At 61.4% G+C, this 20806-nt stretch carries 22 protein-coding genes; 18 read left to right on the plus strand and 4 right to left on the minus strand.

The genetic code is table 11. From position 1 onward, the window contains the following. Nucleotides 1–67: 67 nt before the first annotated feature. Both M0D67_RS10485 and M0D67_RS10490 read right to left on the minus strand, forming a co-directional pair. Nucleotides 68–466: a DUF305 domain-containing protein gene (locus tag M0D67_RS10485; protein ID WP_154566398.1), complete on the minus strand. Its 399-nt coding sequence runs from the start codon at nt 464–466 to the stop codon at nt 68–70. A 98-nt stretch (nt 467–564) separates the two neighbouring features. Continuing rightward, nucleotides 565–762 carry a heavy-metal-associated domain-containing protein gene (locus M0D67_RS10490; protein WP_266238767.1) on the minus strand — a complete coding sequence of 66 codons (198 nt, stop codon included), beginning with the start codon at nt 760–762 and terminating at the stop codon, nt 565–567. A gap of 73 nt (nt 763–835) precedes the next feature. On the opposite strand from M0D67_RS10490, the gene M0D67_RS10495 reads away from it, so the two are divergent. From M0D67_RS10495 to M0D67_RS10555, 13 genes are all read left to right on the plus strand, one after another. Next, nucleotides 836–1393: a hypothetical protein gene (locus M0D67_RS10495; protein WP_308112568.1), complete on the plus strand. Its 558-nt coding sequence runs from the start codon at nt 836–838 to the stop codon at nt 1391–1393. 93 nt (nt 1394–1486) lie between these two features. After that, entirely contained in the window at nt 1487–1837 is a 351-nt protein-coding gene (locus M0D67_RS10500) for a hypothetical protein (protein WP_171926463.1), read from the plus strand. After that, nucleotides 1834–3267: a TolC family protein gene (locus tag M0D67_RS10505; protein WP_266238768.1), complete on the plus strand. Its 1434-nt coding sequence runs from the start codon at nt 1834–1836 to the stop codon at nt 3265–3267. The genes M0D67_RS10500 and M0D67_RS10505 overlap by 4 nt, the downstream gene beginning before the upstream one ends. A gap of 1 nt (nt 3268) precedes the next feature. After that, nucleotides 3269–4564, plus strand: coding sequence for a copper oxidase (locus tag M0D67_RS10510; protein WP_266238769.1), 1296 nt, complete (start codon nt 3269–3271; stop codon nt 4562–4564). Between the two features lie 181 nt (nt 4565–4745). After that, complete coding sequence (locus M0D67_RS10515) at nt 4746–5750, plus strand: hypothetical protein (RefSeq protein ID WP_266238770.1); 1005 nt, start codon at nt 4746–4748, stop codon at nt 5748–5750. 246 nt (nt 5751–5996) lie between these two features. Continuing rightward, entirely contained in the window at nt 5997–6101 is a 105-nt protein-coding gene (locus M0D67_RS10520; protein ID WP_199203111.1) for a potassium ABC transporter ATPase, read from the plus strand. Continuing rightward, nucleotides 6098–6193, plus strand: coding sequence for a K(+)-transporting ATPase subunit F (gene kdpF, locus M0D67_RS10525; RefSeq protein ID WP_028193906.1), 96 nt, complete (start codon nt 6098–6100; stop codon nt 6191–6193). The genes M0D67_RS10520 and kdpF overlap by 4 nt, the downstream gene beginning before the upstream one ends. Beyond that, nucleotides 6190–7998, plus strand: a complete 1809-nt coding sequence (gene kdpA, locus M0D67_RS10530) for a potassium-transporting ATPase subunit KdpA (RefSeq protein WP_266238771.1) — start codon at nt 6190–6192, stop codon at nt 7996–7998. Before kdpF ends, kdpA begins: the two co-directional genes overlap by 4 nt. Before the next feature lie 85 nt (nt 7999–8083). Beyond that, nucleotides 8084–10147, plus strand: a complete 2064-nt coding sequence (kdpB, locus tag M0D67_RS10535; protein WP_266238809.1) for a potassium-transporting ATPase subunit KdpB — start codon at nt 8084–8086, stop codon at nt 10145–10147. A gap of 18 nt (nt 10148–10165) precedes the next feature. After that, nucleotides 10166–10747, plus strand: a complete 582-nt coding sequence (kdpC, locus tag M0D67_RS10540) for a potassium-transporting ATPase subunit KdpC (protein WP_266238772.1) — start codon at nt 10166–10168, stop codon at nt 10745–10747. An 8-nt stretch (nt 10748–10755) separates the two neighbouring features. Further along, entirely contained in the window at nt 10756–11454 is a 699-nt protein-coding gene (locus M0D67_RS10545) for a response regulator (protein ID WP_154567464.1), read from the plus strand. 192 nt (nt 11455–11646) lie between these two features. After that, a complete protein-coding gene (locus M0D67_RS10550; protein ID WP_171926458.1) occupies nt 11647–11994 on the plus strand; it encodes a hypothetical protein in 348 nt (115 codons plus the stop codon). 121 nt (nt 11995–12115) lie between these two features. Then, complete coding sequence (locus M0D67_RS10555) at nt 12116–12532, plus strand: universal stress protein (RefSeq protein WP_175050308.1); 417 nt, start codon at nt 12116–12118, stop codon at nt 12530–12532. Nucleotide 12533: 1 nt separating this feature from the next. On the opposite strand, the gene M0D67_RS10560 is transcribed toward M0D67_RS10555, so the two are convergent. Next, entirely contained in the window at nt 12534–12671 is a 138-nt protein-coding gene (locus M0D67_RS10560) for a hypothetical protein (RefSeq protein ID WP_154567467.1), read from the minus strand. Between the two features lie 2 nt (nt 12672–12673). After that, nucleotides 12674–14275 (minus strand): hypothetical protein, encoded by a 1602-nt coding sequence (locus M0D67_RS10565; RefSeq protein ID WP_266238810.1) that lies wholly within the window; start codon nt 14273–14275, stop codon nt 12674–12676. A gap of 79 nt (nt 14276–14354) precedes the next feature. Here M0D67_RS10565 and M0D67_RS10570 point away from each other — a divergent pair, with 79 nt between their 5' ends. The 5 genes from M0D67_RS10570 (at nt 14355) to M0D67_RS10590 (ending at nt 20803) form a co-directional block, all read left to right on the plus strand. Continuing rightward, nucleotides 14355–14810 (plus strand): hypothetical protein, encoded by a 456-nt coding sequence (locus M0D67_RS10570; protein WP_266238773.1) that lies wholly within the window; start codon nt 14355–14357, stop codon nt 14808–14810. Between the two features lie 902 nt (nt 14811–15712). Beyond that, on the plus strand, nt 15713–16261 hold the full coding sequence (locus tag M0D67_RS10575) for a fimbrial protein (RefSeq protein ID WP_154566850.1): 549 nt from the start codon (nt 15713–15715) through the stop codon (nt 16259–16261). A gap of 107 nt (nt 16262–16368) precedes the next feature. Next, nucleotides 16369–17127 carry a molecular chaperone gene (locus M0D67_RS10580; protein ID WP_266238774.1) on the plus strand — a complete coding sequence of 253 codons (759 nt, stop codon included), beginning with the start codon at nt 16369–16371 and terminating at the stop codon, nt 17125–17127. A gap of 2 nt (nt 17128–17129) precedes the next feature. Continuing rightward, nucleotides 17130–19766 carry a fimbria/pilus outer membrane usher protein gene (locus M0D67_RS10585; RefSeq protein ID WP_266238775.1) on the plus strand — a complete coding sequence of 879 codons (2637 nt, stop codon included), beginning with the start codon at nt 17130–17132 and terminating at the stop codon, nt 19764–19766. Then, a complete protein-coding gene (locus tag M0D67_RS10590; RefSeq protein ID WP_266238776.1) occupies nt 19763–20803 on the plus strand; it encodes a fimbrial protein in 1041 nt (346 codons plus the stop codon). Before M0D67_RS10585 ends, M0D67_RS10590 begins: the two co-directional genes overlap by 4 nt. Nucleotides 20804–20806 lie beyond the last annotated feature (3 nt).

Raw genomic sequence — 20806 nt, forward strand, 5'->3', positions numbered from 1 at the left:
TGGCGACGCAGGCGCCACCGCGAAGTCAAGCGGTGTTAAAGCGTTAAAGCGGTGATGTTGCCCGTTGTCACTTCACGCCGTGCTTTGCCTGCCAGCGCTGCATGAACGCGATCTCATCGTGTTGCGCCTTGATGATGTTTCGGGCGAGGCGCTTCAACTCGGGATCTTTGCCGTATTTCAGTTCCACCTGTGCCATTTCGACCGCGCCTTGATGATGCGGAATCATGTGGGCGACGAAGTCCTTGTCGGCATCGCCCGTGTAGGCAGGCGCATCCATGGCCTGCATCATTTTCTCGTCAGCGTCCTTGAACGCTTGCGTCGATGCGCTCGACCCGGCGTCCGCTGAACCGGACATGTTCATGCCGGGCATCGACGCACCCTGCTGGGCGTAGACGGGCGCCGCGGCGACAGCAAACGCAACGCTGCTGAAAAGGCAAAGGGCACGGAGTGCGCGAAGGTTTTTCATATTGGATGTTCCGTTGGGAAAAAAGTGATATCAGGCGACCATGATGCCGCGAACAGGGTGCTCAGCTTAATCGATGGACGCAGCTTGATGCGATCTCTTTAACGCTTGAGCGAAGGATGAAACCCTGCCGCTGCGATTGCCTCGATGACGCGTTCCGGCGGCAATGTCGATGCGACCTTCACGATTTTAATGGCGACATCGACGTCGAGCTTCGCCTCCGGGTCGAGGCCAGTCACTGCACGAGTAATGGCATTGGCGCATCCGCCGCATGACATGTCCGGGATTTGGAATTCCATTTCTTGCCTCCGATGAGAAATCACAACTTAAGGTTGGACCTTCCCATGGGGGGAAGGTCAAGCATATACGTCCATGTTGTTGATACTGCCGCCAACCGTAGCCCTGTCGACGCAAAAAACCGCCGCGGACTGTTGCGGTCCGAGCCTTACCGCCTTCCTATCCTCTTATCTTCTTGGCTTCTTAAACAGCGTGCTAGACTCCGTTCCCATGTCTTACTGGCGCAAACTCTTCCTCGTCGTGCTGCTCGCGCTGAGCCTTCCGGTTCAGTCGTTCGCGGCCGTCTCCATGAAATGCGAGTCGTCGCATGTTGGTGGAGAAGGGGTGTCCATGCTCCATGAGAATGCTGGCGAGGCGACTCACCAACATGACCATGCTGCGATGATGGCCGATAGCGCCAATGACATCGCCGGTGCCCATTCGCAGAACGACAGTCACCCTGGCGGCGCGCATCATGCGCACGCCTGCTCGACCTGCGCGTCGTGCTGTTTTGGCGGCGGCTTGCCGGTCGCTCCGGTTGCGGCGATATCCGCCGACGCCGTCCACTTCGCTGTGCCTCTTGCTCCCTCTGTTCGTGTCGCGTCATTTCTGACTGACGGCATCGAACGACCTCCCCGAATCTCTCTCGTCTAGTTCCTTCGCAGCGTGATGCTGCGATGTTCAATTTCGCCTTGATGGCCGCACGTTGCACGTCGGCTGTCCGGGTGGCATACGACGAGAAAATCAATGCGAACGTTTATTGCGGCGCTGCTAGGCGCGACGGCAGTATTGCCGGCGCTCGTGCACGCCATATCACCACTTCCTGATCCGGCGGATGCCGCGGCATCAGTTCCGGCGGTCAATGTGCCGTCCGCCTTCGCGGACTATCGGCCATACCTGGAACAGAAAGCGCCCACCTGGCAAGCGCTCAATCGTGCGGTGGCGAGTCGATCGGGCAAGCCCGAGATGGACCACGGTCAAATGCATTCAGGCGATGCCGATGCCAACCACAGCTCCGGCCACGGCTCCAACGCCGGCTCCAACCAAGGCTCTAGTCACAGCAGCCACGGTTCCCATCAAGAGGGGCCGGCAGAATGAAGCAGCATCTCTTTCTCACTGGCCGACTCATTGCCGCCACTACCGCATTGGCGTTCCTCGCCGGCTGCACGACCTTTTCGAAGGACGGCGGCTTCGACACCGTTTCAACAACAGCATCGCAGCGGCTCGGCAAAGACGCCGTGCTAGTCAAGACGGACGAAGATCGAAGCGCTGTCGCCAAACGCACGCAGGAACTGCTATCCCGGCCACTCGGCATGGACGACGCGATCCAGATCGCGCTGTTGAATAACCGCGGATTGCAGGCCTCGTATAGCGAACTCGGCATTGCCGAGGCGGACCTGGTGCAGGCGGGACGGCTGCCGAATCCCGGCTTCACATTCAGCCGCACGCACGGCGGCAACGATCTGAGCATCAGCCGTACGTTCACGCTCGGCTTGTTGAACATGCTGACGCTGCCGTTGTCGACACGCATCGAGAGTCGCCGTTTCGAGCAGACCCGGCTGCTCGCGGCGGACGCCATGCTCAAGGTCGCCGCCGATGCTCGACGCGCCTTTATCGGCGCGGTCGCGGCGAAGCAGTCCGCCGCCTACGCGGAGCAGGTGAAGGATTCGGCGGAAGCCGGCGCCGAACTCGCATTGCGCATGCAGCAAGCCGGCAACTTCAGCAAGCTCGACTATGCGCGTGAGCAGGCCTTCTACGCGGAAGCCGTGGCGCAACTGGCGAAAGCGCGGCAGCAGTCGGTAGCCGCGCGGGAAAAGCTCACCCGCATGATGGGCCTATGGGGTTCGCAAGCGCAGTACGACCTTCCTGAGCGTCTGCCTGACCTGCCTGCAACGAGGCCGGAATTGCAGGACCTCGAGCACTTCGCGATGCAGAACCGCCTGGACATCCAGGCAGCGAAACTCCAGACGCAGAGCGTTGCAAGCTCATTCGGCCTAAGCCAGGCAACGCGATTCATCAATGCGTTGGACGTCGGCTATCAGAACAATTTCACGACCTCCGACGGCCGCGAGCAGGGCTACGAGATCAGCGTCGAGATTCCGATTTTCGACTGGGGCGCTTCGAAAGTGGCGCGCGCCAAAGTGATCTATCTGCAGTCGGCGAACCGCGTCGCCGAGACCGCGATCAATGCGCGCTCGGAAGTTCGAGAATCGTATTCGGCCTATGTGACCGACTACGACGTTGCGAAGCACTATCGCGACGAAGTCGTGCCGATCCGCAAAACCATTTCGGACGAACTGTTGCTTCGCTATAACGGCATGCTCGCGAGCGTGTTCGAACTGCTTGCCGATTCGCGCGACCAGATCGGCGCGGTGAACAGCTATATCGACGCGCTCAAAGACTATTGGCTCGCGGAAACCGACCTGCAACAGGCGCTCGGTGGCCGTCTGCCGCCTCTCGCGATGGCCGCTGCGCCGTTCACATCCATGACGCCGCAAGCGTCATCCACAGATTCTGGAGGTCAATGACATGGTGTCTCGTCGAAATTTTCTGGGCGGCTCTGGAGCCGCGTTGTTGGGTGCGGCACTCGTCAGCAAGGCCGGAGCCGCATCATTGCCTGAGGCGCCCACGATGGCCGGGGCCACGATGCAGGCGCCGCACGCGCCTCCAAATGGCCGGCCGTATGCACCCGTCGCCACGTTGAACGGCTGGTCGCTGCCGTGGCATATGAAGAACGGCTGGAAGGAGTTTCATCTGATTGCCGAGCAAGTGGTGCGCGAACTGGCGCCGGGCATGAGCGCGAACCTGTGGGGCTATAACGGCCAGGCGCCAGGGCCGACCATCGAGGCCGTTGAAGGCGACAAGGTGCGCATCTTCGTGACCAACAAGCTGCCGGAGCACACCACGGTTCACTGGCACGGCATGCTCCTGCCGTGCGGCATGGATGGCGTCGGCGGTCTCACGCAGCCGCACATTCCGCCGGGCAAGACCTTTGTCTACGAGTTTCAACTGGAGAAACACGGCACCTTCATGTATCACTCGCACGCCGACGAGATGGTGCAGATGGCAATGGGCATGATGGGCACATTCATTGTTCATCCGAAAGACCCGGGCGTCATGCAGGTGGATCGCGACTTCGTGTTCATCATGTCCGCATACGACATCGACCCGGGCAGTTTCACGCCGCGCGTGAACGAGATGACCAACTTCAACATGTGGACGTGGAATGCGCGCGTCTTTCCTGGCATCGATTCCTTGCCGGTACGCGCCGGCGACCGCGTGCGCATCCGCGTCGGCAATCTGACGATGACCAATCACCCGATCCATCTGCACGGCTACCATTTCGAAGTGGTGGGGACGGACGGCGGATGGATTCCGCCTTCCGCCCGCTGGCCCGAGGTGACCGCGGACGTCGCAGTCGGCCAGATGCGCGCCATCGAGTTCACGGCGAACCGTCCGGGCGACTGGGCGTTTCATTGCCACAAGTCACACCACACCATGAACGCGATGGGCCATCAGGTACCGAACCTGATCGGTGTGCCGCAGAAAGACCTCGCGCAACGCATCAACAAGCTGGTGCCCGATTACATGGCGATGGGCAGCACGGGCGGCTCGATGGGCGGCATGGAAATGCCGCTACCCGACAACACGCTGCCGATGATGACCGGCACGGGGCCGTTCGGCGCGCTGGAGATGGGCGGCATGTTCACCGTCTTGAAAGTGCGGGAGGGATTGGGGCGCAACGACTATCGTGATCCGGGGTGGTTCAGGCATCCCAGGGGGACGGTGGCCTATGAGTACACCGGCGAGGTGCCGGAGGGTTGAGCCGGCAGTGCGGCGTGCCCATCCAGGGAAAACCTTACCGATCCTTTGTACGCTAGCTCACCAAGATGAGCCAAACTTTACGTGATCAAATTTTTTGAGGTGTTATGCTGAGCCGTCCCTGCCTTCGCAGAAAACAGGTCCGTGCCATTTTTAAAAATACCTAATTAATTAGGAGTCAGGCATGTTGAGAAAGGTGGTCGATCGGGCGAAACAGATCCGACGCAGCGAGGGATTCAAGCATTCCGTGGCCATGCCGCGCCGGATTTCACTTCATGCTACACAGCGTTTGAACAGGGGCATCTTTTCCATCGAGATTCGGGAGAACTCCGGTTTTTTCTCCGTGATGCAGATGGTCCTGTTTATTCTGATGTATTGCGACGAGAAATGCCTCACCCCGTGCATCAGCGCACGCGGCGGGCTGTATGGCGACGCCGAAGGGAAACTGGACTGGTTCTCGGCCTTCTTCGAGTCCGTCCACACCGCCTCCGGCGCCGCGATCACCCATAAGGTCAGAACGTCGACAGTGCGCGACCTGGTTCAACTGGGCTTTCGTCAGCGCTATGAATCCCGGCTTCGACTCAGCAGTGCAAGCGAGCTCTTCTTCGCGCACTATCGTCCGGCCGCGTCTATCTGCGAAGAAGTCGACGCGATCTGCCAGAAGCTTGGGCTCGGCGCGTCGACCCTTGGCGCGCATTTCAGAGGGACCGACAAGGCGCAGGAAGCCGTCCCGGTTTCATGGGGAAGCTTTTGCCGCCATGTGGAAGCCACGCTCGCGGAAAACCCGCACTTGACCAATATTTTGGTTTCAAGCGACGAACGGGCGTTTATCGATTTTTTTGTCGCCTGGCCATTCAGCAAGCCGGTCAGGGTCGCTCCGGCAAAGCATCTCGCCTGTGGCAGCACGCCCGTTCACTTCAGCGGCTATCCGGGACTCGAAATCGGCCGCGAGGCGCTGGTGTCCTGCCTGCTTCTGGCCAATTGCGGGTTCCTCGTGAAGACGCCGTCTTATCTGTCCGCATGGTCGAAGATATTCAATCCCTCCCTTCCGGTGAAGCTCGTCTCGCCTCCGCGCCCGGACGCATTCTGGTTTCCCGATAGCCAGCTCTGGATCGAACAGGCTGCGCGCGATGAAGCCGCTCAAGCGGCGCAAGCGGTTCAAACGAGTAAGGCGGCCAAGGCGGCTTAAGTCTTTTAAGCCGCTTACGCGGCGGCCGCTTTCAAACAGCAGTGCGAAAGCCTGAAAGTCTCCCTCAAACGGCAGGTCGAACTGCTTGCCCGAAAGTCTCCCAGCAAGACCATACCGCTGCGCTAGCGCGGCGGTCTCCCGCACCACGTCCATCGTTTTTACGAAACTCCGCGAAGTATTGACGCTGCGTTTACGCGGATTTTCCTAAATTTCACGGTGCAGGCGTTCCCTGTGGGAGACCCGATCATGGATCTGCTTTACCTCATCGCCATCATTGCATTCAGTGGCCTCGTCGCGGCCTTCGTGATTGGCTGCGACAAGCTTCGCCGTGCGCCCGGAGGCCGTCCATGACCACCTGGATGACCTGGCTCGCGGCGGCCTCGACGCTGATTCTGTTCGCTTACCTCGTGTATGCCTTGCTACGCGCGGAGGCTCTCGAATGAACTTCAACAACCTGTTTCAGCCCGGCCTGTTCATCGTCGTGCTGATCGCGCTTGCCATCCCGCTTGGCCGTTACATGACCGGCGTGGTGGACGGCTCTTCGGTCGTCGTGCGCCGGATAGGGCGGCCGATCGAAGCCGCGTTCTACAAGCTCGCCGGGGTCGACCCCAGCGCCGAAATGTCATGGAAGCACTACGCGCTGGCCGTGCTGGCGTTCAATACGCTCGGCGTGTTCGCGGTGTATGGATTCCTGCGTTTACAGCAATGGTTGCCCGCTAATCCGCAGGGCTTCGGACCGATGACGCCCGACGCCGCCTTCAACACGGCAATCAGCTTCGTGACCAACACGAACTGGCAGGACTACACGCCGGAATCGACCGTCAGCTATCTGACGCAGATGGCCGCGCTGACGGTGCAAAACTTCTTCTCGGCCGCCACCGGCATTGCCGTCGTGATCGCGCTGATTCGGGGTTTCGCACGCCATACGGCCGCGACGATCGGCAATTTCTGGGTCGATCTCACGCGTATCACGCTGTATATCCTCGCGCCGCTCGCAACGGTCATCGCGCTTGTCTTCATCAGTCAGGGCGTGATTCAGAACTTCAAGTCATATGAAGACGTGCCGACGCTGCAGGTGACGACGTATCAAACGCCGAAGACCGATGCCCAGGGCAATCCCGTCAAGGACGCCAAGGGCAACCCGGTGATGGTGGACAACAAGGCCGACAAGCAGACCATCGCCATGGGGCCGGTTGCGTCGCAGGAAGCGATCAAGATGCTCGGCACCAACGGCGGCGGTTTTTTCAACGCCAATTCCGCGCATCCGTACGAGAATCCGACGCCGTTCGCCAACTTCGTTCAGATGATAGCGATGCTCGTTATCCCTGCTGCGTTGTGCCTGGTGTTCGGCCGGATGGTCGGCGACAAGCGCCAGGGCTATGCGGTGCTTGCCGCGATGACGATCGCGTTCGCGGTCGCCTGTTGGGGCGAGATTTCGTCTGAGCAGAACGGCAATCCGCTGTATGCGTCGCTGCATGTCGATCAAACGGCGTCGGCCGCGCAAACCGGCGGCAACATGGAAGGCAAGGAAACCCGCTTCGGCATCGCGCAGTCCGGCATCTTCACCGTGGCGACCACCGCCGCATCGTGTGGCGCCGTTCTCAACACGCACGATTCGTTGACGCCGATGGGCGGCTTCGTTCCGCTCCTGCTGATCGAACTCGGCGAGGTGATCTTCGGCGGCGTGGGCTCGGGCCTGTACGGCATGCTCGTGTTCGCCTTGCTCGCGGTGTTCGTGGCCGGCCTGATGATCGGGCGAACACCGGAATACATCGGCAAGAAGATCGAGTCGTACGAGATGAAGATGGTGTCGATCGCCGTGCTGCTCACGCCGCTGCTTGTGTTGGTCGGTGCGTCGATCGGCGTGCTGACGGCGGCCGGCGTGGCGGGTGTCTCCAATCCTGGGCCGCACGGATTCTCCGAGATTCTCTATGCCTACAGCTCGGCCGCCAATAACAACGGCAGCGCTTTCGCGGGCCTCTCGGTCAATACGCCGTTCTACAACAACACGCTGGCCATCGCCATGTGGTTCGGCCGCTTCGGGTCGATTGTGCCGGTGCTGGCGATCGCTGGATCGCTAGCCGCAAAGAAACGCATCTCCGCTACCGCCGGCACGCTGCCGACGCACGGCCCGCTGTTCGTCGTGCTGCTGCTCGGCACCGTCGTGCTGGTCGGCGCGCTGACGTACGTGCCGGCACTGGCGCTCGGCCCGGTCGTCGAACATCTGATCATGGTCGCGGGACATTGACTGAGAGGACAGCATGACTAACGGACTCCAACCGCCGGTTCATCAGCCGGGCAACATCGGTCAGGCGCGCAACGCCGCGCGCTCGATGTTCGACCCGTCGATTGCCCGGCCGGCGCTCGTCGATTCGTTCAGGAAGCTCGCGCCGCGCCATCAATTGCGCAACCCGGTGATGTTCTGCGTATACATCGGCAGCATTCTGACGACCATTTTGTGGATTGCGGCGCTTGCGGGCCAGGCCGAAGCACCCGCCGGATTCATCCTCGCGATCGCGCTCTGGCTGTGGTTTACCGTGCTGTTCGCCAACTTCGCGGAGGCGCTCGCCGAGGGCCGCTCGAAGGCGCAAGCGGCTTCGCTGCGCGGCGCGAAGCGTGACGTGATGGCGAAGCTGCTGCAGGAAGCGCATCCCAAGTCGCCGATCCGCATCACGACGGCCACCGATCTGCGCAAGGGCGACGTCGTGCTGGTCGAAACCGGCGACGTGATTCCGGCGGACGGCGAGGTGATCGAAGGTGTCGCGTCGGTCGACGAGTCGGCGATCACGGGCGAATCCGCGCCGGTGATCCGCGAATCGGGCGGCGATTTTTCGTCGGTGACGGGCGGCACGCGTGTGCTGTCGGACTGGATCGTCGTGCGGGTCAGCGTGAATCCGGGCGAGGCCTTCCTCGACCGGATGATCGCGATGGTGGAAGGCGCGAAGCGTCAAAAGACACCGAATGAGATTGCCCTGACGATCCTGCTGGTCGCGCTGACGCTCGTGCTGCTGTTCGCAACCGCGACGCTGCTGCCGTTCTCGATGTTCTCGGTCGAAGCCGCGAAAGCAGGGCATGTCGTCACGATTACCGCGCTGGTCGCGCTGCTGGTGTGCCTGATTCCGACCACCATCGGCGGTCTGCTTTCAGCGATCGGCGTAGCGGGCATGAGCCGGATGATGCAGGCGAACGTGATTGCCACCTCGGGCCGCGCTGTTGAAGCCGCAGGCGACGTCGACGTGTTGCTACTCGACAAGACCGGCACGATCACGCTCGGCAATCGCCAGGCTTCGGCTTTCACGCCGGCGCCGGGCGTCACGGAGGAACAGCTCGCCGACGCCGCGCAGTTGTCTTCACTTGCGGACGAAACACCGGAAGGGCGCAGCATCGTCGTGCTGGCGAAGCAGCGCTTCAATATCCGCGAACGCGATATGCACGCATTGCAGGCGACCTTCCTCGCCTTTAGCGCGCAGTCGCGCATGAGCGGTGTCGATCTGCCCGACCGTGAGATTCGCAAGGGCGCATCCGACGCGATCAAACACTATGTCGAGGCGCACGGCGGTCGTTTCCCCGCGGAGTTGACGGCTGCGGTGACGGAAATCGCACGGCGCGGCAGCACGCCGCTGGTCGTCGCGCAGCAAGTGCGCGGCGAGAGCGCTGCACGTTGCATGGGCGTGATCGAGTTGAAGGACATCGTCAAGGGCGGTATCAAGGAACGCTTCGCCGAACTGCGCAAGATGGGCATCAAGACCATCATGGTGACGGGCGATAACCGCCTGACCGCGGCAGCGATCGCTGCCGAAGCCGGCGTGGACGACTTCCTCGCCGAGGTGACGCCGGAGGCCAAGCTCGCCACGATCCGCTCGCACCAGGCCGAAGGCCGGCTCGTGGCAATGACCGGCGACGGCACCAACGACGCCCCTGCGCTCGCGCAAGCGGACGTGGCGGTGGCGATGAATACCGGCACGCAGGCCGCGAAGGAAGCCGGCAACATGGTCGACCTCGATTCGAATCCAACCAAGCTGATCGAGATCGTCGAGATCGGCAAGCAGATGCTGATGACGCGCGGCTCGCTCACCACGTTCTCGATTGCGAACGACGTCGCCAAATACTTTGCGATCATCCCGGCGGCGTTCGCGACGACTTATCCGCAATTGCGTGTGCTCGACGTGATGCATCTGAGCTCGCCTTCATCGGCCATTCTCTCGGCGGTGATTTTCAATGCGCTGATCATCGTTGCGCTGATTCCGCTGGCACTCAAGGGCGTGAAGTACCGGCCGCTCGGCGCGGCGTCGCTGCTGCGCCGCAATCTGCTGATCTACGGGCTGGGCGGCATTCTGCTGCCGTTCCCGTTCATCAAGCTGATCGATATGGTGCTGAACGTGTTCGGCTGGGTCTGACCTAATAGAGTGAAGATCATGAAAACGCTGATTCGACCGGTACTTGTTCTGTTCATCCTGATGACGGTGATCACCGGGGTGATCTATCCGATCGTTGTGACCGCAATCGGTCATGCAGCCTTCGCGGCTCAGGCGAACGGCAGCATGCTCGAGAAGGATGGCAAAGTGGCCGGCTCCGCGCTGATCGGCCAGCAGTTCGACGCGCCGTACTATTTCTGGGGACGCCTGTCGGCCACCACGCCCCAGCCGTACAACGCGCAGAACTCGGGTGGTTCGAACCTTGGCCCGACCAATCCCGCGCTCGCTGACGAAATCAAAGGCCGTCTCGATGCGTTGAAGGCGGCAGGTAACGATATGTCGCAACCGGTGCCGGTGGATCTCGTGACGTCGTCGGGTAGCGGCCTCGACCCGGAAATCAGTCCGGCCGCTGCCGCCTATCAGGTGGCGCGCGTGGCGCAGGTCCGCGGCTTGCCGGTCGATCAGGTGACCAATCTTGTTGCGCGCAATACGTCGGGGCGGCAGTTCGGCATTTTCGGCGAGGCCCGCGTGAATGTGCTGAAGCTCAACCTGGCTTTGGATGACCTCAAGCCGATGCATTGAGCCTGCGGATGAGCGATCCCACCGTAACAGTCGTTGTGATCGACGCTGACAAAGCCATCCGCCGCTTCATTCGTACTAGCCTCGAAGCGGCCGGCATGAGCGTCTTCGACGCACAGACCGGCGCACAAGGCCTGGCGCAGGCTGCGACGCGGCTGGCGGATCTCGTCATCATCGATCTGAGTTTGCCGGACATGGACGGCATCGAGGTGATCCGCGAGTTGCGCGGCTGGTCCGCGATGCCGGTGATCGTCCTGTCGGCGCGAAGCCGCGAAGAAGACAAGGTTGCGGCGCTCGACGCCGGCGCCGACGATTACCTCACCAAACCATTCGGCTTGCCCGAACTTGGCGCGCGGATCAGAGCGCATTTGCGCAGGCAGACCAACGGCGACAGGGTCGGCGTGCCTCAGGTTCAGTTCGGCCTCGTCACAATCGATCTCGGCGAGCGCAGGGTCGTGCGCGGCAGCCGGGTCGTCCATCTCAGCCCCACCGAATATCGCCTGCTCTCCGCGCTGGTGCGCCATCCTGGGCGTGTATTGACGCATGAGCAGTTGCTCGGCGAGGTATGGGGTCCCCTGCAGACCGACAACCACCACTACCTGCGCATCTACATGGGGCATCTGCGCCACAAGCTCGAGCGCGATCCGGCACACCCCGAACACATCGTCACCGAGGCCGGCGTGGGCTACCGGCTGGTCGGCGTGCGGTGATTTTCACAGGATTTTTATATCGCCGGCGGCAATCGATTCTCGGCCTTTACGGTGTCGTTCGTATAGTTCAAGTCTGGCGTTTCGCCGCAAGGAAAATCTGGTTTTTGCTGGAGTGTGTATGGCATTCGAACAAACAAAGGGCAACGTGACCGTGGAGGCTCGCGTGTTTTCCGCACCGGGTTTTGACCTGCCATGACGCCTTCAAGACCCGCGATGATATTCAGGGGGATGTGCAAGGTCGTCGCCATCGCCTTTGTCACCAATCAGGTTCTCACGACTATTTTTACCTACGTCGCTCAGCAACTCGATGCTACGCTGCCTCATGAAACGATCTGGCTGTTCAGCTGCGTGACATGCGGACTGTTGACGCTGTGGCTGCAATCCGATGCGCGGCGCGCCTTCGGCTTCGCGCGTGAGAAAGGTTTCGTGAGGACGGGCGGTGACAGGAAACAGGAACTGCAAATTGCCGAGGATTGTCCGAAGCGGTGGCTGGTGATCTTGCATATCGAGCTGAATCCGGCTGCGATACAGGCATCATGAGGATGCCTTCCGTCGCCGTGTAATTTGCGTGCGCGCATGCTGCAAAAACAGCAGTTTTTTACACGACGTTAATGCCGCTTTCGCTAAGCTCAAAGTACAAAGTACCCGCCAGGAGTTCTCGATGATACGCATGCTGATTCCTGTTCTCGACCACGGCGGCGCGATAGAAGCCGCGCGCTATGCGGCGTTCATGTTTCTGGAGCGCGGTGTAACCGAAGTCGAATTGCTGGAAGTACTCGAGCCTGTCGATCAGGGGCGCGCTGCAGCCTTCCATACCCGAAGCTCACTGGTGCGGATGGAAAAACATGCCATGCTCAAGGCGCTGATCGATGCCCGCACGATTCTCGAAGAAGCCGGTGTGCCGTACCACTGGAAGCGGGTATTCGGCCACCGCACGAAAGCGATCGCCGACTATGCGGCAACGACCCAGCCCGACGTCATGGTGATCGACGCGAGCCACATGGGCTTTTTTAGAAGACTGGCCATGTTCGCGTCGCTGTCAAGGCGCACGGTTACTCCGGTAACGATGGTTCACTGACTCATCCCACGTTCATCGGCAGCAGCACCATCTGTTTGCCATGCTGGTGCAGACGTGTCTGGATTTCCAGCGGTGTGTGATTGTGAAGCCACCGCGTCAGGATATCGAAAGGAAGGTGGGCGTGATTTCTCCAAAGCATGATTATTGTCCGGTATAGCCCACGGGTGCCGTGTACTTGCCTTGGATCGCATTCGCGTTCGCCAGCACAACGTAAATCGGCGACTCGGTCAGCGTGAGATTCGCGATGCCGTTCGTGTAGCTCACCGAGCTTACATTGCCCATCATGTCGATGACGCTTACGCTGCCGCTCGTGCCGGTCGAGTTCACGGTCAACGCATAGGTGGTGCTATAGGTCGAACTGTAGGTACCCGACGACGTCGGCCAGTTCGAATTGTTGTGCGTCCACAGCGCCGCGATCACCGCACCCGAGTTGAGCTGCTGGAATGCGTAGCCATACACCATCGAAGGAAGACTGTTGAGGCGTCCGAGCGTTTGCGTGCCGTCCAGGACACGCGTCAGCGCGGCGAACGCGAGCGCTTCTGGTTTGGGACTCAGATTCGTCGCGCCATATTGCCCCTGCGGATCGGCGAGATCGAAGAACGTGCCGATGCCCACGTCAGCAGGATAGTCCGCGCCGTAGAAGAAGTAGGTGACCTGTGCACCTTCGCCGAGAATGATCAGATGCGAGCGCAATGCGACTGCGGCCTGCCCGTACAACTGGTTGGCCGGTGGATAGCTCGCCCCGTAAGCGGCGCCGGAGTCGTAGGTGATGCCGAGCTCGGTCATCCAAAGTCGCATGTTCGGCTTGACCATCTGCATCTGCGAACGCAACGACCTCATCTGCTGATCGAGGGCGTTCGCGACATTCGCGGGATTCGGATCGGTATCGTATTGTTCTGGCGGATGCGCGGCGAATGTGCCGGCGTTGTAATAGCCGTGCGTCGTCACACCGTCGATGTAATTGCCGAGCCCTAGCGATGCGTAGGTGGCGAGATATCCCTGCGTACATTCCGTCGAGCAGTTGGCGGGAAAGACGTTGGTTGTGCCCATCACGACCGCGTTCGGATCAGTCGAATGCAAACCTTTATAGGCGGCCGCATACATCGCGACGAAATTGGCGGTCGAATCGACCCATTGGGGCTCCCACGTCACCTGGTAATAGTTGTATTGCTGATTGGAAAAATACTGCTGACGGATCGCAGCGCTGTCGGTGCCCACGCGCGCCATGTAGCTCTGGTAGTAGCTTTCGTTGGACGGTGCGTTGGTGTCGTCCTGAAACGCGCCAGTCGGACTCGCCCACGCGGGAATGCCGTCCAGCCTGACGAGCCGCATGATCTTGCCGTTCGTGTAGAACGGATCGAGATCCGATAAGGAGGGCGTCCACGTATTCGCCGCATTGGGCTCCATGGCGGACAACTCACGGTCGTCGATCGTTTGGGAGACGCCGAGCGCTGCGAGCATCGGGCCATTGTCGTTGAAGCCCTGCATGCCGAAGCGGTGCTGCTCCTGATGCGCATAGCTGACTGCCGGTATCGTGCTGGACAGGTTCGGCAGGATGCCGAAGGTGGCGATGCCGGTTGGACGCGTGCCGAATTGCGGGAGCGTGCCGCCCGAGTGCGACAGCGTCGCCGTGATCGCGAAGTAACCCGCCGCGCTGCTCTGGCACGACAGCGTGCTGGTCCGCGTCCCGCTCGCAACGGCAAACGAACCGCTGCCCTTGATATTGCCCAACTGATCCTGCATCGACCAGACGACGGTGTCCGCCGATGTCGCCGCGGTGACGAACGACACCTGGAAGGCGCTGCCTTGATTGAAGAGGCGTGTGCCGTCGCTGCTTCGCGTGTCGGTGACGATCAGGCCGTTGGCGGTGCCTCCGGCTGCTGTCGTCGGTGCTGCGCAGGCGATGGCGGATGCTGGTGTCGGCGTAGGCGTAGGCGTAGGCGTAGGCGTAGGTGTCGGTGTTGGTGTTGGTGTTGGAGTCGGTGTTGGCGTCGGAGTTGGTGTTGGAGTCGGTGTCGGTGTCGGTGTCGGTGTCGGTGTCGGTGTCGGAGTCGGAGTCGGAGTCGGAGTCGGAGTCGGCGTTGGTGTCGGCGTTGGCGTCGGCGTCGGCGTCGGCGTTGGTGTCGGAGTCGGTGTCGGCGCAGGTGCAGGTGTCTTCGGAATCCAGCAGAACTTCGAAACTCCATACGCCGGGTCGGTACCAAAAGCCGTATTGCTGCAAGTCACACCATTGGTGAAAACTTTGCTCACGTTATTGGCAGTCGTGCTCGCGCCATAGAGTACGGTCATCTTGCCGCTGAACGAACAGCGCGCGTTCTCGACGGCACACTGCGTCCACGCACTAGAGGGACTCGGAGTCGGAGAAGGGGTGGGCGTTGGAGTCGGAGTAGGGGTAGGAGTCGGAGTCGGTGTGGGCGCCGAAGTGCTTTTGTACCAGCAACTCTTCCCATACCCGAATGCGGGATCCGTACTCGACACCGCGCCCGTCGAGCACTGCACGCCGCCCGTGAACGGGCCATTGATATCGTATTGAAGCGTAGGCGACGTGGTGCCGTAAACGACGTTCGCCGTGCCGGTGAACGAACAGAATTGTCCCTCGGCCGCACAGTACGTGTACGTTGTTCCGCTGATCGTCAATGAGCTTTGCGCGTGGGCCGCGCCAACCAGCATCCCGCCGACCGGCGCAAGCATCAGAAGCGCGCGTTTCATTTCGGACTCCGCGAATAGATGTCGTCGGTGATGCCCGCGCGTCAATTGAATGCGTCGAGGCAGTCCGAGGCGTGATCACTGCTGGGGAGCGAAGACAACGAGCTTTAGTTAAGTCGATTTGACTATCCGGTAACGGACAACAGGAAGCTCTTTCCAGCAAAATCGACTTGCACCCACGTTTTAAACGTAGATTTTGCTCGATTAAGCATCATTCGTATGAATAAAGCCGGTAGGGTAGGCGTGCTTTTCAGGAGCAGAAGCGGCCGCGCAAGTAGCTCTTACTTCCAGAAAGCGTTCGTTTTGACACTGCTTCAAACTTCTCCCGTCCAGCTTGACACTGCTTGACTGTCCCTTTTTGGCATCGTCCCGATAATTGCCCCCGGCGCGGTCGGTTTGAGCGCAACGCCATTGCTGAACCCGCCACACACACGGTCTTTCAATACGACGCATTACTCATCAATGGGGATAACCATGAAATTCACGCGCTCAGGCGTTCTCGCTACGGCGGCAATTGCTGCAGCAGCCGCCATGCCGGCCGTTTCGCAGGCAGCCGACGGCACCATCACATTCACCGGCCAGATCACCAGCCAGACCTGCACGATCAGCGGTAACGGCGGCGGCAAGAACTTCACCGTCACGCTGCCGACCGTCTCGACCTCGGCGCTCGCCACTGCGGGCACGACCGCGGGCCGCACGCCGTTCAACATCGCACTGTCGAACTGCACGCCGAACTCGGGCAACGTGTCGACTTATTTCGAACCGGGCGCCACGGTCGATACGACCACGGGGCAACTGATCAACGCCTCGGGCACGGCGACCAATGTCGAAATCGGCCTGCTCAACGGAGACAGCAGCGTGATCACGCTGGGTGCGGCTCAGGCGTCGCAGAACTCGAAGGCCGTTGCGCTGGCGAGCGGTGCCGCCACGCTCAAGTACTTCGCGCAATACGTGGCAACCAATGGCGCGTCGACGGCGGGTACCGTCAATACGACCGTCATGTACTCGATCGTCTACCAGTAAAAGCAGGACGCTACGGGGCGGTGGCCGGCGCCCGCAAGAGGCGCCGGCTGTCGAGGAGATCAGAGCGAACCACGAGTTCGCCACGCAATCAGGATAACGAAATGGCAATGCGAAAGAAATTATCAAGGGCGATGACGGTTTTCGCATTGTCATGGTTGGTGAGCAGCGCGCATGCGGGTGTCGTGATCAGCGGCACGCGCGTGATCTATCAGGCAAAAGAGCGTGAAGTAACCGTCAAGCTCAGTAACGAAGGTGACGCACCGGCGCTGGTTCAGGTGTGGCTCGACACGGGCAATCCGAACGCGATGCCGGACGAATCGAAGGTGCCGTTCACCCTGTCGCCGCCGCTTTTTCGCCTCGATCCGAAGAAAGGGCAGAGCCTGCGCCTGATCTATACGCAGGAGCCCTTGCCGCAAGACAAGGAGTCCCTGTTCTGGCTCAACGTGCTTGAAGTGCCGCCGCGCGCAGCCGCCAGCACCACAGCGGACGATCCGAATTCGCTGCAACTCGCGTTCCGTTCGCGCATCAAGTTGTTTTTCCGTCCTGCGGGGCTGCCGGGAAATGCGGACGAAGCGGCCGCGAAAGTCAGTTGGAAATTTGTGCGCAAGGACAACGGCGCCTACGCGCTCGAGGCGACCAACCCGACGCCCTATCACGTGACGTTCAGCAAGATCGTCGCCAATGAGGGCACGACGAACTGGACCAGTGACAAGGGCGGCATGGTCGACCCGGGCGCGAGCGCGGACTTCGACATTGGCAACGTTGCGCCGCTCGCCGACGTGCCGGCGCAAGTCGACTACACATTCATCAACGACTACGGCGCCGGCGTCACCGGCAAAACGCTGCGCGACGGGACCCGCAAGTAATCATGCGGACCCGGGAATATTCTTCGCGGCCGCGAGCCGGACACTGGTTCGCGCTCAGGCGCAGCCATGCCATGATGCTCGGCGCGCTGGCCGCATGGGGCGCGACGCCCGCGTTCGCCGACTCCACGATGCTTGCCGACGTGCAGTTCAACAGCGAATTTCTGATGAAACCGAAAGGCCAAAGCGTCGACGTGTCGCGTTTCGAGCGTGGCAATCCGGTGCAGCCCGGCGAGTACACGGTCGATCTCTACGTGAACGGAAACTGGGTCGGCCACGACACGTTGCGTTTCGTGGCTCGGGAAGGCGCGGGGAACGCCGTGCCGTGTTTCAGCAAGGCGCTGATCGAGCGCCTCGGCCTGGATTTTTCGGCACTGTCGGACAAGGGCCGTGGCGAACTCGCGAAAGCCCAGGCGGGCGAATGCGCGAACGTCGCCGATCTCGTCGATGGTGCGTCGCAATCCTTCGACCTGTCCGATCTGCGGCTCGACCTGAGCATCCCGCAGGCAGCGCTGCTGCGCAATCCGCAAGGCTATGTGAGCCCCGAGTTCTGGGACGAAGGCGTGACCTCGGCCACCTTGGGCTACAACCTGAATTCGTTTCGCGTGACGGGTTCGGGCTCCGCGGGGTTGTCAAATACGCAGACCTATCTCGGCCTGAATAGCGGCGTCAACGTCGGCAGTTGGCACTTTCGCCAGAATTCCGCGCTGACGTGGCAATCGAACGGACCGCGCACGTATCAGAACATCGCGACCTACGTGCAGCACGATCTGCCGTCGATCCGTAGCCAGTTGACGCTCGGTGACGCCTTTACCGATGGCGCCGTGTTCGACAGCATCGGCATTCGCGGCGTCGAACTCGCGAGCGACGACCGCATGTTGCCCGACTCGCTGCGCGGCTATGCACCGCTGATTCGCGGCGTGGCGATGACCAATGCGCGCGTGAGCGTCACGCAGAACGGCAACAAGCTGTACGAGACAACCGTCGCACCGGGCGCATTCGAAATCAACGATCTGTACGCCACCGGTTACGGCGGCAACCTGCTCGTCACGGTCACGGAAGCCGACGGCAGTCAGCATAGTTTCTCCGTGCCCTATGCGTCGGTCGCGCAATTGCTGCGTCCGGGCATCACCCGTTTCAATGTCGCCGCGGGCCAGCTTCGCGATGCGCAGGTCAATCAGCACGACAGCCTCCTTCAGGGGACGGTGCAGCACGGTTTCAACAACGTCATCACCGGCTACGCGGGGGCGATCGTTGCGGAAGGCTATCTCGCCGGGCTGCTCGGCGCGGCGGTCAACACGCCGTTGGGTGCGGTTGCGTTAGACGTAACCGAGGCCCGCGCCAACATTCGCGGCGTGACCAACACCACCGGCCAGAGCGTGCGAATCAGCTACAGCAAGCTGGTGCCGGCCACCAACACGAACTTCACCGTCGCCGCTTATCGCTATTCGTCGAGCGGTTTCTGGGCATTGCGCGACGCCATGCTGGCGCGCAGCGCGGTTGCCGCGGGGCAGGACCCGAGCTCGGTGGATCGCCAACGCAATCAGGTCCAACTGACGATGAACCAGAGCTTCGGCAACGGCTGGGGCAATGCCTACGTGGTCGGCTCGACGCTCGACTACTGGAATCGCAGCGGCACCACCACGCAATTCCAGATCGGTTACAACAACGTGCTGCGCGCGCTCGGCACCAACTTCAGCTACAACGTGTCGCTGTCGAGACAACGCGACGGCCTGACCGGCCAGATGAACAACCAGATCTTCGCAAGCGTCTCGATTCCGCTCGGCACGGGCCGGCATGCGCCGACCCTGTCGACCAGCTTCACGCACAACAGTCAGAGCGGGTCGTCCGAGCAGGCGATGCTGAACGGCTCCGCCGGCGTGGACAACGAATTTACCTATGGCGTGACGGCGAACCATGCACCGGGCTCGAGTGCAGGCGGCGTGAACGGCCAGTACCGCAGCCCGTACGCGACGCTGGCGGCGAGCGCAAGCGGCGGCTCCGGCTTCTCGCAAGTGTCGGCCGGCGTGACCGGCGCGATCGTTGCGCATCCGGGCGGCGTGACCTTCGCGAACGACCTGGGCGACACGATCGGTGTGGTCAAGGCGAAAGACGCGAAGGGTGCCCGCATCACCAATTCGTCCGGCGTGCGCATCGACAACTTCGGTTATGCAGTGATTCCGTATCTGACGCCGTACAGCCTGAACACGGTCGAAATCGATCCGAAGGGAATCCCGCTCGACGTCGAATTCAAGTCGACCAGCCAGCAGGTGGCGCCGCGTGCCAACTCGGTGGTGATGATTCACTTCGGCACGGTGACCGGCAGAGCGGCGGTGATCTCGGCTCGCTTACCGAACGGCGCACCGTTGCCATTCGGCGCGACGGTGTACGACGCGAAGGGGCAGGGTGTTGGCGCGATCGGCCAGAACAGCCGCATCTTCGTGCGCGGCGTGGCCGATGAGGGTGCGCTCACCGTGAAGTGGGGCGATGCGGCCGATGAGCAGTGTGCCTTCGGTTATCACTTGCCGCCGAAGGGCGAAGATCGCGGCGCGTATGCGCATATCGATGCCGTGTGTGGTGCGGCGGGCGGCATGACGAACCAGGCAGCGGCGGGCTCGTCTGCTGGAGGAAATACGCAATGAAGAAGTTTCTCTCGTACGGTGCGCTGCGCCGATGCTTCGGCATCCTGATGCTAGTCGCTGCGGGTTGTGCCGGCCTGATCGCCAGCGTACCCGCTCACGCAGCGCTGCAATGCACGATTACCGGCTCGGCGGCGATCAGCTTCGGCACGCTCACCGTGCCGCGCGACACGCCGGTCGGCACGGCAATTGGGCCGGTGCAGTCGTCGACCGTTTCTGTTAACTGCCCATCGAATCCCGGTACGGTGCCGCCGTACAACAACGGCTGGTATATCCAGTACTATCCGCAACTGACGAGCAGCGCGGTAACGGGCGTGTGGAACACCGGTATCGCGGGCATCGGCATCAAGGTCGTGGACGTGACCTACGGCAACACGACTTTGTCCTCACTGGCAGTCGGCAAGTGGGGCGATTTCGGCGCACCGATCACGACGACGGCGGCGTTCCAGGGCAGCTTTACGTTCACCTACCAACTGGTCAAAACGGCCGCACAAGTGACGACGGGTGGCGCGGTGAACATCCCGCAGGTGCTCACGCTGGTCAGCCACAATATTCCCGTGAATATAACGTCGCCGGCTCTCGTGACGATCTCGGTCAACAACACCTCGATCGTCGCGACGACGTGCACGGTGACCACGCCTTCGGTGAGTGTCACGCTGCCTACCGTCAATGCCAGCGCATTGAGCCCCGTCGGAACGACAGTCGGCAACACGAACCTCAGCATCGGACTATCGTGTCAGGCCGGCGCGAATGTCTATGTGACGCTGACCGACGCGACCACGCCTGGCAATACGACCAGCAATCTGACGCTGGCGAGCGGGTCGACCGCGACGGGTGTCGCGTTACGCGTGCTTAATAGCGGTGGAACGGCAGTCAGCTACGGGCCGGATTCGGCGGTGGCGGGCAATCGGAACCAATGGCTGGTCGGTGCATCGTCGAGCACGACTCGCATTCCCTTGACCGCGCAGTACATCTCCACCGGCACGGTAGGGCCGGGTACGGTGAAAGGACTCGCCACCTTCACGATGAGCTATCAATGAGAC

Origin of the sequence: Paraburkholderia sp. SECH4 (genome assembly GCF_030511745.1) — a bacterium.
Classification (GTDB): domain Bacteria; phylum Pseudomonadota; class Gammaproteobacteria; order Burkholderiales; family Burkholderiaceae; genus Paraburkholderia; species Paraburkholderia madseniana.